The sequence below is a fragment of the Streptomyces lancefieldiae genome, assembly GCF_031845825.1.
GTDB lineage: Bacteria > Actinomycetota > Actinomycetes > Streptomycetales > Streptomycetaceae > Streptomyces > Streptomyces lancefieldiae.
Map to the genome: position 1 here is coordinate 38987 of NZ_JAVRFH010000034.1, position 13279 is coordinate 52265.

Annotated in this window: 9 protein-coding genes and 1 tRNA gene; 3 read left to right on the forward strand and 7 right to left on the reverse strand. The window is 71.1% G+C overall.

The window, feature by feature from the left end:
* The first annotated feature begins 109 nt into the window (after positions 1–109).
* Together RM812_RS27730 and RM812_RS27735 are read left to right on the forward strand one after the other, a co-directional pair.
* Positions 110–2308: an elongation factor G-like protein EF-G2 gene (locus RM812_RS27730; RefSeq protein WP_311577691.1), complete on the forward strand. Its 2199-nt coding sequence runs from the start codon at positions 110–112 to the stop codon at positions 2306–2308.
* Between the two features lie 221 nt (positions 2309–2529).
* The gene (locus tag RM812_RS27735; RefSeq protein WP_311577694.1) at positions 2530–4191 is read left to right on the forward strand and encodes a hypothetical protein; all 1662 of its coding nucleotides are present in this window, start codon (positions 2530–2532) and stop codon (positions 4189–4191) included.
* Between the two features lie 88 nt (positions 4192–4279).
* Here the strand turns inward: RM812_RS27735 and RM812_RS27740 are convergent, their stop codons facing one another.
* The 4 genes from RM812_RS27740 to RM812_RS27755 all read right to left on the reverse strand — a co-directional run bounded on the left by RM812_RS27740 (position 4280) and on the right by RM812_RS27755 (position 8895).
* Entirely contained in the window at positions 4280–4828 is a 549-nt protein-coding gene (locus tag RM812_RS27740; RefSeq protein ID WP_311577696.1) for an HIT family protein, read from the reverse strand.
* 150 nt (positions 4829–4978) lie between these two features.
* A complete protein-coding gene (gene thrS / locus RM812_RS27745) occupies positions 4979–6955 on the reverse strand; it encodes a threonine--tRNA ligase (protein ID WP_311577699.1) in 1977 nt (658 codons plus the stop codon).
* A gap of 117 nt (positions 6956–7072) precedes the next feature.
* Positions 7073–8332 carry a hypothetical protein gene (locus RM812_RS27750; protein ID WP_311577701.1) on the reverse strand — a complete coding sequence of 420 codons (1260 nt, stop codon included), beginning with the start codon at positions 8330–8332 and terminating at the stop codon, positions 7073–7075.
* Positions 8329–8895 carry a DUF4365 domain-containing protein gene (locus tag RM812_RS27755; protein ID WP_311577702.1) on the reverse strand — a complete coding sequence of 189 codons (567 nt, stop codon included), beginning with the start codon at positions 8893–8895 and terminating at the stop codon, positions 8329–8331. Before RM812_RS27755 ends, RM812_RS27750 begins: the two co-directional genes overlap by 4 nt.
* A 171-nt stretch (positions 8896–9066) precedes the next feature.
* Between RM812_RS27755 and RM812_RS27760 the strand changes: the two genes are divergently transcribed.
* Positions 9067–9792 (forward strand): 3'-5' exonuclease, encoded by a 726-nt coding sequence (locus tag RM812_RS27760; protein ID WP_311577704.1) that lies wholly within the window; start codon positions 9067–9069, stop codon positions 9790–9792.
* A 73-nt stretch (positions 9793–9865) separates the two neighbouring features.
* Here RM812_RS27760 and RM812_RS27765 read toward each other — a convergent pair.
* The 3 genes from RM812_RS27765 to RM812_RS27775 all read right to left on the reverse strand — a co-directional run bounded on the left by RM812_RS27765 (position 9866) and on the right by RM812_RS27775 (position 13198).
* Positions 9866–9937 (reverse strand) — tRNA-Val (locus tag RM812_RS27765).
* A gap of 39 nt (positions 9938–9976) precedes the next feature.
* On the reverse strand, positions 9977–10423 hold the full coding sequence (locus RM812_RS27770) for an SRPBCC family protein (RefSeq protein ID WP_311577707.1): 447 nt from the start codon (positions 10421–10423) through the stop codon (positions 9977–9979).
* A gap of 39 nt (positions 10424–10462) precedes the next feature.
* Positions 10463–13198 (reverse strand): exo-rhamnogalacturonan lyase family protein, encoded by a 2736-nt coding sequence (locus RM812_RS27775; protein WP_311577710.1) that lies wholly within the window; start codon positions 13196–13198, stop codon positions 10463–10465.
* Positions 13199–13279: the final 81 nt, after the last annotated feature.

A 13279-nucleotide genomic window follows, 5' to 3' on the forward strand; every position in this document is an offset into this window, starting at 1 on the left:
GACGGGAGTGGAAAGCTCGAAGGACCGCGGGCGTCGCCGGAGCCGCCAGTGCACGCGGTCCCGCGTGTCCGCGCCCACAGTGACCTCACCGTGCACGGGAGGCAAGGACATGGGCGACAAGACACACACCCATCCCGGAGCCGCCGGAAGGGCAACGGCGGCCGACCGTCCCACGTCCGTACGGAATGTGGTGCTGGTCGGCCACTCCGGGGCGGGCAAGACGACTTTGGTGGAAGCCCTCGCGCTGACAGCGGGGGCGGTGAACCGGGCGGGCCGCGTGGAGGACGGCGGCTGCGTCTCGGACTACGACGAGATGGAGCACCGGCAGCACCGCTCCGTACAGCTCTCCCTGGTGCCGGTCGCATGGGACGGCATCAAGATCAACCTCCTGGACACCCCGGGGTACGCCGACTTCGTCGGTGAACTGAGGGCCGGTCTGCGCGCGGCGGACGCGGCCCTCTTCGTCGTCTCGGCCTCCGACGGGGTGGACGGATCGACCCGCATGGTGTGGGAGGAGTGCGCCGCCGTCGGCATGCCGCGCGCCATCGTGATCACGCACCTGGAGTCCGCCCGCGCGGACTTCGAGGAGATGACACGGATCTGCGCGGAGGCCTTCGGCGGGGACGACCCCGACGCCGTACTGCCGCTGTACCTGCCGCTGCGCGGACCGCAGGCCCCCGACGGGCACGCGCCCGTGACGGGGCTCATCGGACTGCTGTCGCAGAGGCTGTTCGACTACGCCTCCGGCGAGCGCAAGGAGTCGGAGCCGGACGAGGACCGGCTGCCGCTGATCGACGAGGCCCGCGGCCTGCTCATCGAGGGGATCATCTCGGAGAGCGAGGACGAGACCCTCATGGAGCGGTACCTGGGCGGCGAGCCGGTCGACGTCAAGACGCTCGTCGAGGACCTGGAGCGAGCCGTGGCACGCGGCGCGTTCTTCCCCGTCCTGGCCGCCGCCCCCGCCGCCGAGGGCGCCCGGCAAGGACTGGGCACGGTCGAGCTGCTGGAGCTGGTCACACGCGGCTTCCCGACGCCCCTGGAGCGGGAGGCACCCCGGGTGACCACGCCCGAGGGCGCCGCGCGCGAACTGCGGATGTGCGATCCGGACGAGTCACTGGTCGCGGAGGTCGTCAAGACGTCCTCCGACCCGTACGTCGGCCGGATCTCGCTGGTCCGCGTGTTCTCCGGCACCCTGCGCGCCGACCAGACCGTGCACGTCTCCGGGCACGGGCTGGCCGACCGGGGCCACGAGGACCACGATGTCGACGAACGGATCGGCGCCCTGTCGACACCGTTCGGCAAACAGCAGCGGCCGGTCACGCACGTGATCGCGGGCGACCTGGCGTGCGTGGCCAAGCTCAGCCGCGCGGAGACCGGCGACACCCTCTCGGCCAAGGACGACCCCCTGCTCATGGCCCCCTGGGAGATGCCCGACCCCCTGCTGCCGCTCGCCATCCAGGCACACAGCAAACCCGACGAGGACAAGCTCTCCCAGGGCCTGGCCCGACTGGTCGCCGAGGACCCGACCATGCGCCTGGAACAGAACCAGGACACGCACCAGGTCGTCCTGTGGTGCCTGGGCGAGGCCCACGCCGACGTCGCACTGGAACGGCTGCGCAGCCGGTACGGCGTCCAGGTCGACGTCGTACCCCACCGGGTCTCCCTGCGGGAGACGTTCGGGAACAGGGCGGCCGGACGCGGCCGGCACGTCAAGCAGTCCGGCGGGCACGGGCAGTACGCCATCTGCGAGATCGAGGTGGAGCCGCTGCCGGGCGGCTCGGGCATCGAGTTCGTGGACAAGGTGGTCGGCGGCGCGGTGCCCCGGCAGTTCATCCCGTCGGTCGAGAAGGGCGTCCGCGCACAGGCCGCCAAGGGCGTCGCCGCCGGCCATCCGCTGATCGACGTGCGGATCACGCTGCTCGACGGCAAGGCGCACTCGGTGGACTCCTCCGACGCCGCCTTCCAGACGGCCGGCGCGCTGGCCCTGCGGGAAGCCGCTGCCGGGGCGAGGATCCACCTGCTGGAGCCGGTGGCCGAGGTCGGCGTCCTGGTCGGCGACGACTACGTGGGCGCCGTGATGAGCGACCTGTCCGGACGGCGCGGCAAGGTCCTCGGCACCGAGCAGACGAACGGCGGGCGGACCCTGATCCGGGCCGAGGTGCCCGAGATCGAGATCGGCCGGTACGCGGTGGACCTGCGTTCCCTCTCGCACGGCACCGCACGCTTCGACCGCCGTTACGCTCGGCACGAGCCGATGCCCGCACAGATCGCGGAACGGCTGCGCGAGGAGGTGCGGACGGCGTCGTAGCGGCGCCTCGCGGACCGGCGCGGGGCCACCCGCGCCGGACGCGCACCCCCGGCGCGCGACGGCGCACCGCGCGGGCAACCCGCGCACGCAGAGGCGCCTTTGGGCGTCCGGTGACGCACGCCGTTCCCGGCGGATACGCTGATGACCTGATCAACAGGTGTGCGGGGCAGGCAAGTCGGGAAGGCCCGCAGGAGCGACAGTGGTGGCGATCGGGGGCGGGAATGACCGTTGACGGCGGTTACGCGGACTTCTTCGGACCGCAGGTGCCGCGTACGGACGACGGGGGGCAGACGGCCACCTTCGCGCTGGCCTCGGCCGCCTACCGGGACAACCCGATGGAGGAGATCAAGAAGGCCGACAACGAGTGGCACCAGACGGCCGTCAACGCGGGCCGGTCCTGGGCCACGATCTTCCGCCCCAACCTCGGCGAGGCCTTCTCCCGCGCGGTGGCCGACCGCATGCTGGGCGGTGACCGCAAGCCACTCATCCAGTCCTTCGGGGCCGAGCCGCAGGTGGTCGTCGAACACTGCCTGGCGGCCAACGGCATCCGTAAGGCACGCGACGCCCGGCTGTCCATGGTGATCGTGCTGTGCGGCCTGCTGTTCCTGCCCGGCATGCTGGTCTGGCTGCTCGGCTTCCAGATCCGCACCACCGTCGCCAAGGCGGAGAACAAGCAGGCCGGGGCGCTGGGCACCGCCGTACTCGTGGCGATCGCCGCGCTGGCCGTGCTGTTCCTCGTCAAGATGCCCTTCTCCGGCTTCTGGGCCTGGTACGCGCGAGCCGCGGTCGTGATGCCCGTCATCGGCTGGTTCTGGGCCAAGCGGATCTGCGAGAGCACGGCGAAGGACCTGCGGGAGCGCTGGGACGGCCTCCTGTCGGGCAGCGGCGTCGGCGCCAAGGTGCCGGAGGCGGTGCCCAGCAACCCGGGCGAGACCGCGGCCGAGAAGCTGCGCCAGTCCCTGGCGAAGCTCGGCGCCGAGCAGCAGTCCAACTCCGTCTTCTACGCCGGCCCCAAGGGCATACTCGGCATGGGCACGCGCTGGGGCAGCTGGCAGCTCGCCGAGGAGCTGGTGCCGGCCGACCCCACCCGGGAGATCCACCCGTTCCGCAGCTGGGACGTCATCCGCTCCATCCACGACCAACTGCGCATGCTGGAACGCGGACCACTGCACACCGGCGGCTTCACGAAGCCCTCCATACGGCACTGGATCGTCACGCCGATCGGGGAGAACGCCAAGGCGGTGTCCCGGCCGGAGGGCACGGACGTCGAGGCGTACCAGGTCAAGTCGCACGCGATACAGGACATCTGCAACAAGCAGCAGTTCGGCGCGGGCGACCGGCACTACCTGGGCGTCCAGTGGACGCTGTGGGACGGCCAGTTGGTCATCACCATGCTGATCACCGTGACCGTGCTGCACTCGACGCTGCGCATCGAGGTCACCGGTCACGCCCTGGGTCCGGTGAACTCCCTCTTCACCACCAAGCCGGAGGCTCCCTCCAAGGAGGTCGCCAAGTCGTTCAAGCCGTGGGAGACGCGCAAGGTGATGCTCCCGCTGGTCACCGCCAACGAGGTGGTACGCCTGGCCGTCCGCGCCCCGCTCACCTGGTACCCGCCGCTGCTGAACTGGCTCGGCGGCACGATCGGACTGCCGGAGCCGTTCGGACTGCGGCACGCCTGGGCGGACCAGCCGTGGCGGCACCGCTTCATGGCCGACGACGCGCTGCGGGCGGCCGCGCCGGTGCTCCGGGTGGTGCACTCGGCGGCGATCAAGGTGCTGGGGGAGAACGGCGTGGACACGGAGAAGTTCGGGTCGCGGTCGGCGTTCCTCAGTACGGCTGTGCAGGATCCGTCGCCGCGGAAGGCCGACCTGTACGACGCGTAGGCCTCCGGCGGTTCGGCCGGAGGCGTGCGGGCGCGGCCGGCATGACCGTCGCGCCGGACGGGCTGATCGACGCGGCGCGAGCCGAGCATCAGCCCGTCGGCCACGCCTCCGCCAGCATCTTGCGGGTGTCCCCCAGCAACTGCGGCAGCACCTTCGTGTGGCCGACGACCGGCATGAAGTTCGTGTCGCCGCCCCATCGGGGCACGATGTGCTGGTGGAGGTGGGCGGCGATGCCCGCGCCGGCCACCGAGCCCTGGTTCATGCCGATGTTGAAGCCATGGGCGCCGGAGGCGGTGCGCAGCGCCCTCATCGCCTGCTTGGTCAGCTCGGCGAGCTCCGCGGTCTCCGCGCCGGTCAGGTCGGTGTAGTCGGCGACGTGCCGGTACGGCACGGTCATCAGGTGGCCGCCGTTGTACGGGTAGAGGTTGAGCACCGCGTACACGTGCTCGCCCCGCCGGATGACCAGCCCGTCCTCGTCGGACTTGGCCGGGATCGAGCAGAAGGGGCAGCCGTCGTCGGCGCCGGGGCCGCTCGGCTTGTTCTCGCCCTGGATGTAGGCCATCCGGTGAGGCGTCCACAGGCGCTGGAACGCGTCCTGCGTCCCCACTCCCAACTGCTGCTCCGGCTCACTCGTCATACGTGCAGCATATGGCGTCGCGTGCGGTGACGGAGAAAGGCCCCCGGGAAGGTCCCGGGGGCCTGGAGTCCCGCTTCAGCGGGGAGCACGGCACCGTGCGCTTGTGGGCCTTGCGCATCTTGGGATCATCCCCGCTGTCGCGGGGAGCAATCACACGTGTACGCGGCGTTCCACGACGTCAACGAGCTTCGCCAGCGCTTCGTCACGCGGGATGCCGTTCTCCTGCGAGCCGTCGCGGTGGCGGAACGACACCGTGCCCGCGTTCATGTCGTCGTCACCCACGATGATCATGAACGGGACCTTCTGCTTCTGGGCCGTCCTGATCTTCTTCTGCATACGGTCCGAGGAGGAGTCGACCTCCACCCGCAGGCCCTTCTGCTTGGCCTCCGCGGCGAACTTCTCCAGGTACTCGACGTGGGCGTCGCCCACCGGGACACCCACCGCCTGCACCGGCGCCAGCCACGCCGGGAAGGCGCCCGCGTAGTGCTCGAGGAGCACCGCGAAGAACCGCTCGATGGAGCCGAACAGCGCGCGGTGGATCATGACCGGGCGGGTCTTGGTGCCGTCCGCGGCCGTGTACTCGAGGCCGAAGCGCTCCGGCAGGTTGAAGTCGAGCTGGATGGTCGACATCTGCCAGGTGCGGCCGATGGCGTCCTTGGCCTGCACGGAGATCTTCGGGCCGTAGAAGGCGGCGCCGCCCGGGTCCGCCACGAGCTCCAGGTTCTGCTTCTCGGCGACCTGGCGCAGCGTCTCGGTGGCCTCTTCCCAGGCCTCGTCCGAGCCGACGAACTTCTCCGGATCCTTGGTCGACAGCTCCAGGTAGAAGTCGGTCAGACCGTAGTCGCGCAGCAGGCCCAGCACGAAGGTGAGCGTCCTGTCGAGCTCCTCGGACATCTGCTCGCGGGTGCAGTAGATGTGCGCGTCGTCCTGGGTGAAGCCGCGGGCCCGGGTCAGGCCGTGCACGACGCCCGACTTCTCGTAGCGGTAGACCGTGCCGAACTCGAAGAGCCTCAAGGGCAGTTCACGGTACGAACGCCCGCGCGCGTCGAAGATCAGGTTGTGCATCGGGCAGTTCATGGGCTTGAGGTAGTAGTCCACGCCCTCGTCGAGCTGCATGGGCGGGTACATGCCGTCGGCGTACCAGTCCAGGTGGCCCGAGGTCTCGAAGAGCTTCCCCTTGGTGGCGTGCGGGGTGTAGACGAACTCGTAGCCCTCCTCCTCATGGCGGCGCCGCGAGTAGTCCTCCATGACCCGGCGGATGATGCCGCCCTTGGGGTGGAAGACGGCGAGGCCGGAGCCGATCTGCTCCGGGATGGAGAACAGGTCGAGCTCGCTGCCGAGCTTGCGGTGGTCGCGCTTCTCGGCCTCGGCGAGGAACTCCAGGTGCGCCTTCAGCTCGTCCTTGGTCGGCCAGGCGGTGCCGTAGATGCGCTGGAGCATCGGGTTCTTCTCGCTGCCGCGCCAGTAGGCGGCGGCGTTGCGCATGAGCTTGAACGCCGGGATGTTCCGGGTGCTGGGCAGGTGGGGACCGCGGCAGAGGTCCTTCCAGCACAGCTCGCCGGTCTTGGCGTCCAGGTTGTCGTAGATCGTCAGCTCGCCGGCGCCGACCTCGACGTCCGCGCCGTCGTCGTGGGAGGCGGAGCCCTTGAGGCCGATCAGCTCCAGCTTGTACGGCTCGTCGGCGAGCTCCTCACGGGCCTCGTCGTCGGTCACCACGCGGCGCGAGAAGCGCTGGCCGCGCTTCTGGATCTCCTGCATCTTCTTCTCGATGGCCTTGAGGTCATCGGGGTGGAAGGGCTTCTCGACGTCGAAGTCGTAGTAGAAGCCGTCCTTGACGGGCGGGCCGATGCCGAGCTTGGCCTCGGGGAACAGCTCCTGGACGGCCTGGGCCATGACGTGCGCGGTGGAGTGGCGCAGGATGTCGAGGCCGTCCTGGGAGGAGATCTCGACGCCCTCGACGGTCTCGCCGTCCACCAACTCGTACGCGAGGTCCCTGAGCTCGCCGTCGACGCGGGCGGCGACGATCGCGCGCTCGCCGGCGAAGAGCTCGGCGGCCGTGGTGCCCGTCGTCACCACGCGTTCTTCCCGCTCGGAATCGCGTTGGATGATCACACGGACGTCTGACACCGGTCTCTCCTGACTGAAGTGGGGCCGCGGCGCCATACCGGAGCGCACGCATGAGGGCGATCGTACCGACCCCGGCCCGCCCACCGCGAAATCATTCCCCGCGACCGGTCCCCGTGCTCAGTCCCCGCAGCCCCCGCAGTCCCCTCCGCAGGCCTCCTCGAAGAAGGCCGCCACCTCCATGTGCTCCTGGACCGCTTTCAGCAGCCGGTCCCGCTCCGCGTCGTCGACCTGCACGGGCGCGATCTCGCAGGCGCCGGTCAGCCGGCGGAACCCGCCCCGGCTCTCCAGCCGGCCGAGGACCCGCACCGGCAGCCCGACGAGGTGCGCGTGCCCGGCGATCCGGTAGGCCTCCTCGTCCAGCGTGATCCGCACCTGTGGGACCTCCGCACCGGCCAGCACGCGGAGCCGTACGCTGCCCGCGCCCCGCGGCCCGGTCCGGCGCATCCGGACGACGGTGCCGGTGATCCGCACCGGTACGGAGGGTTCCGCGCGCAGGTAGCGGGCGGCGGCCTCGCGCAGGGCGGGCAGGTCGCCGGGTGAGAACTCGACCGGTTCGGCGAGGGCGGCGCACCCCTCGGGGACTCCGGCGGCCGGCGCCCAGTCGACGCCGACGCGGGCGCCCTCCGTGCCCCGGACCAGGGCGACGAGCGCGTCGGTGAGTTCGTGGCTGACGCCCGCCGTGACGGCCGCGTCGAAGGCGTCCATGCGGCCGGTGGCCCGCCGGTAGTCGACGGCCTCACGGGCGGCGAAGAGGGCCTGGTGGAGGCGTACGGCGAGGGGGCGGCCGGTGGTGACGGGCACGAACGCGGTGAGGTGGCGGCCGCCGGGGGCGGGGCCGACCAGCACGTTCTCCAGGGCCGCGGTGGCGGCGCGCCGGTGCCGGGCGCCGTAGTAGCCGGCACGGGCGCGCGTGGCGAGCGCTCCGGCGAGCAGCATCCGGCGGGCCGCGGAGCGCAGCTGTTCCTCGCCGGTCCAGGACGCGCTGCCGCCGGGCCCTGCCGGTACGTCGCGTGCCCAGCGGATCTCGTCGCTCGGTACGGCGAGGGAGACGAGGATCTCGCGGGCGCGGGGCACGCCGCTGCGGGACAGGGCGGCCAGCGCCTCGCCGAGCAGGTCGTCGCTGTCGGGGAAGGCGCGGCTGACGGGCACCAGCAGGCTGATGGCTCCGCCGTCCGGGCCGGGCGGGGTCCAGCGGCCGTAGCGTCCGGGGGCGCCGCCGCGCCGCTGCCAGCCGTGCCGGTGGAGCAGCGCGGTCAGCACGGCCGGGTCGACGGTGCCGGGCTCGGGCGGGCCGCTGTCGGCGCCGGTGCGGCCGGGCGGGTGGACGGAGTGCGGGCGGACCGGGCGAAGGGGCTCGCCGGTCGGGCGGTGCGTCATGGTTTCCCTCCCGTCCCGACCCGCGTCATGATCTCGCACAGCGCCCGGTCGTCGAAGACACGCGCGGTCGGTATCCGCACGGTGGTGCGTCGCCGGCCGGTGACCGGTTGTCCGGCGAGGTTGGTCCAGTAGCAGCAGTGCCTGAGGTCGAGCCGGTCGTGGCCGGCGCGCAGCCACTGGTCCCGGGACCGGGGGACGATCATCACGACCAGGATCTTGTGCACCGAGACCGGGGTGCGGGCGAGCTTCGCCAGGTGGTCGTTGTCGAGCGTGAAGGAGAAGAAGCGGCCCGGCGGGTTCGGCGGGATCTGGTACGTCGCCTTGAGCTGCACCTTGATGGTGACCTCGTCGTCAACCGTGTGCCCGGGGGCGCTGTGGCTGACGTGCCAGTCGATGCCGTTGTCCGGGAAGGGCTGGGAGAGCGAGCAGCCCGCCGCCGCGGCGACCGCGTGGAGGTAGCCGACCTGCAGGGTCTCCATGCAGGCGGTGGTGGCGAGAGAGCCGCGTGAGGGCGCCGTGCGCTCGGGCAGCAGCCCGCCCCGTTCGGGCTGCGCTATGGCCATGGCCAACAGCCTTCCAGAACTGGTGTGTCTGCACTGCGGGTCCCTGAACTGCAAAGACCCGTACTCCTGTTGTCTCCTTCCGGCGTACGCCGCAAACAGCCCGGGTATCACCGAACCGGGACAGAAGACGGCGCGTCAGCAGCCGGGGCGGGACGAGGAGTTGAGTGCCCTATGACGAACTGGATCGAGGGGCCGCTGGCCGCCTTCGACACGGAGACGACGGGTGTGGACGTCGAGACCGACCGGATCGTGTCGGCGGCCCTCGTCGTCCAGGACGCCGCGGGCCTCAGGCCGCGGGTGACCCGGTGGCTGGTGAACCCGGGCGTGCCGGTGCCTCAGGCGGCGACGGCGGTGCACGGGCTGACGGACGAGCATCTGCAGCGCCTCGGCCGCTGGCCGGCACCGGTGATGTGGGAGATGGCCGAGGCGCTCGCCGAGCAGGCCCGTGTCGGGCGCCCGCTGGTGGTGATGAACGCGCCGTTCGACCTGACGCTGCTGGACCGGGAGTTGCGCCGGCACCGCGCCTCGCCCCTGGCCCGCTGGTTGGAGCGGACGCCGCTGAACGTCCTCGATCCACGTGTGCTCGACAAGCACCTCGACCGGTACCGCAAGGGTCGCCGCACCCTCACCGACCTGTGCGCGCACTACGAGGTCGAGCTGGAGGGCGCGCACGACGCGGCGGCCGACGCGCAGGCCGCGCTGGAGGTCGTACGGGCGGTGGGGCGCCGCTTCGCGGGCCGGCTGGAGCGCCTGTCCCCCGCCGAGCTGCACACGCTCCAGGCGGTGTGGCACGCGGGGCAGGCACGGGGGCTGCAGGCGTGGTTCGCGCTCAACGGGACGGAGGAGCCGGTGGACCCGGCCTGGCCCCTGCGGCCGAACCTGCCGGCGGCGGCGTGAAACGGAGCCGCGCAGAAACGAAGAAAGCGACGGTGTCCGCATGGTCTGCGGACACACGTCGCTTTCCCGAGCGTGGGCGATACTGGGTTCGAACCAGTGACCTCTTCGGTGTGAACGAAGCGCTCTCCCACTGAGCTAATCGCCCGGGAACGCACTGAACAATACAGGCCCCCGCGCGTTTCCATCAAACCGCTTGCAGATGGGCGGCCAGCCCACGCCGTCCCGCCCGCATCATCAGCCGGTGGTTGGCCCGGAACAGGGGCCGCCCCGGCACCGCGAGCCGGCGCAGCAGCGGCTTGCGTACGTCGACCTCCTGGTCGTAGCGGACGAGGGCGCCGGAGCCGCGCGGGGTGATCGTCCAGCGTGCCCAGCCCTCCATGTCCCCGCTCAGCACGACCTCCAGCACCCCCGCCGCCGGGTCGCGCCGTCCGTCGCGCAGGGTCGCGGTCAGGTCGTACGGGAGGAGCGAGCGGAACCGGACGACCCCGCTGGTGTCGTCGAGCCGGGTGACCTCGCGCACCTGGGGCCACCAGCGGGGGTAGTCCTCGATCCGTTCCAGCGAGCGGTAGACGTCCGGGGCGGGCGCGGGCAGGGTCCACAGGCTGCGGAATCGGTAATGGTTCCAGTCCACCCGGGGAGTGTGCCCGTACCCGCGTCCGTCACGTGCCGACTACGGCATCCTGTCCCCCACGAGTGCCAGGTTCTCGATGGCGGCGAGGCCGTAGAGCGCGGTGTCGTTGGTGGACACCCAGCTCGCCTCGCTGCCCGGCACCAGCGTGGTGGGACCGCTCAGCTTCTCCGTCCTCCAGGGCGCGGACTCCTTGTAGCCGTCGGAGTTGTAGAACTTGTCCCACGCGCGCTTGGCGAGCTTCTCGTCCCCGGTCTGGACGGCCGCGTAGGCATCGAGGCGCGAGTGGCCCTGGAAGAGGATCAGGCTGCCGAAGTTGGCGCCGTACCGTGCCGCCTGCTCGGTCTTGGAGGCGTTGAAGTAGCGGCAGTAGTCGTAGTACGCCTCGTTGAACTTCGGCATGTCGACGAGGTCGATGAGCTCCGCGCACAGTTCGTTCAGTCCGAAGACGGCCGACAGGTGGGAGACCTCGACCTTCGGGGCGTCGGCGACGGCGAACTTCCCGGTGTCCAGGTCGTACAGGCCGCTGCCCTGGACGAAGCCGTTGGGCTGCGCCGCGATGGTCTCCATCGTGGACAGCACGCGGGCCTTGGCCTTCTCCCACTGGGGGCCCTTGCGCTCCCACTCGGTCAGCCACGCCGAGACCAGGCCGCTCCAGTCGGTGCCGAAGCCGACCGACAGGGCGTTCCGGTCGGGGGTGTACGGCTCGGTGCGGATCTTGCGGGTCGGGTCGAGGACGAGGAAGGTCTCGTCGGAGTCGACGTTGGCGTGCATGAGGTCGCCGACGCGTTCGTCGGCGGTGAGGAAGTAGTAGAAGCGGCGGTAGGTGGTGTTGGCGATGCGCTGCTGCTTGGCGCTGTCGGCGTAGTGCTGGACGCCGTGCCGGGTGCCGAGGCCGGCCCATTGGCCCAGGTGGTAGACGTCGACCTCGCCGGTGTGCCGGGTCATGGCCTCGGCGAAGCGGAAGATGTCGGCGCGGCCGGAGCGCAGGTAGGCGTACCAGAGCCAGAGGTCCGGGGAGAGTTCGGAGTTGTCCCAGGCGTAGCCTCCGATGTCGTACCGCCACACGTGCCGGGCCGCGTCGTAGGTGTGCATGATGTCGCCGTAGTCCCAGAAGCCGTACCAACGGTTCCTCTCCACCTGGTCCTTGTAGTAGGTGAAGAGGAAGTCGAGGTGGTCCTCGATCCTGGCCTTGGCGGGCGTGGAGCGGTCGGGCTCGGAGTAGAGGCCGGGTCCGAAGACCCCGGCCTTGATGAGCTGTCCCGGCGGGGCGGCGAGCTGCGGCAGGACGCGCACCGCCTCGACCTGTTCGGCGAGCCTCTCGGCGCTCGGGGTGGTGGCGTTGGCCCAGAACAGCAGCTCGGAGGTGCGGGCGATGCCGTAGGGGGTGCCGAACTCGGGCTCGTAGTCCTCATAGGTGATGTTGAGGCCTTCGAGCTGTTCCGCGTAGGTGTCCTGGCCCATGCCGTCGTGGTAGAAGCGCAGGTCCATGGGCTGTGCCTCGGGCGACCACAGCCAGAGGGTGACCTCGGCCTCGTCGGTGTGGGCGTCGCGGATGTCGAGCTGGGCGGGGAACTTCTCCCAGAAGTCGCGCAGTCCGAAGGAGAGGCCGCCGCTCGCCCCGCCGACGTAGCCGAATCCGGAGGCGCGCCGGCCGCCGCCGGCGCCGATCCAGCCGTGGCCCTTCTTGGTGCGCTTGCGCAGGGTGAAGCCGTCGGCGGAGAGCTGGGAGAGGGTGTAGTCGCCCCACTCGGGGATGTACTGGAGGCGGGTGGTGACCCGCTGGTCCCAGGTGGCGGGGTCGGGCAGCTTCTCGCCGGCGAACTGCGCCGCCTGCACGGCCGCCCCCGGGTCGCGGCGCAGCCCGGTGATGCCCTTGACCGCCTCGCGCAGGAGGCCGGTGCCCTCGCCGCCGATGCGGATGTGACGGTCGTAGGACTCGTCGCGCATGGGCACGGTGAAGCGGATTCCGAGGCCGCGGATGAAGTCGCCGCTCGCCTTGCCGGGCTCCTGTTTCCCGTCGAACGTGATGGTGTGCACCATGCGGAAGGAGTCGGCGCCCGCGTAGAAGTAGAGGCGGATGGAGAACGGGAGCCAGCTCCGGTCTCCCTTGCGGTGCTTGCCGTCGATGCGGACGACGGCGCGGACGGGGCCCTCCTGCTCGACCTTCACCTCGTTGATCGCGCCGTCGAAGCGCTCGTACTTGACCGTGCCCTGGTCGCCGTCCTCGATCTCGGGCTGGCGCAGCAGCACGAGTCGGCCGTTCTTCGCGATCTCGGTGGATCCTCTGGTGACCGACTTGATCAGTGTGGCGCCGGAGGTGCCGATCCTGGCGGTGATGACGCCGGTCGATATGTCGATGGTGCCGCCGCGCCGGTCGACGGTGACCTTCTTGGCGGGCGCGGCGGGGGTGCCTGCGGCCAGCGTGAGCTTGCCGTTGCCCGAGCCGACGGCGTGCGCGGTCCACTTCAGGGAGCCGTCCGGCCAGTACGCGAGCGGCCAGGACTGCACGGGTACGGCCTTGCCGTCCGCGTCCGTGACGGCGAACGCCTGGTCCTCCCGGTAGGTGCCCTTGGGCCAGGGGACGCCGACGGTGGAGCCGGGGGCCGCGCCCAGGCCGCCGTCCTCCAGCCAGGTCAGGGTGACGGGGTCGGCGTCGCCGTCCTTGGCGGCGGGTGCGGCCTGGGCGTTCTTCGCGCCCAGCGCCCAGCTGAACTGGGCGGCGGCTCCGGCGACGGCGGCCGCCTTGAGGAGGGACCTGCGGGGGATGGGGGACATGGCCTTCCTTTCCGTTCCGTGCGATTGCAGGGGGGTGTCAAGGACATGGGGGGCATGGCATGGGGGGCATGGCATGCAGGG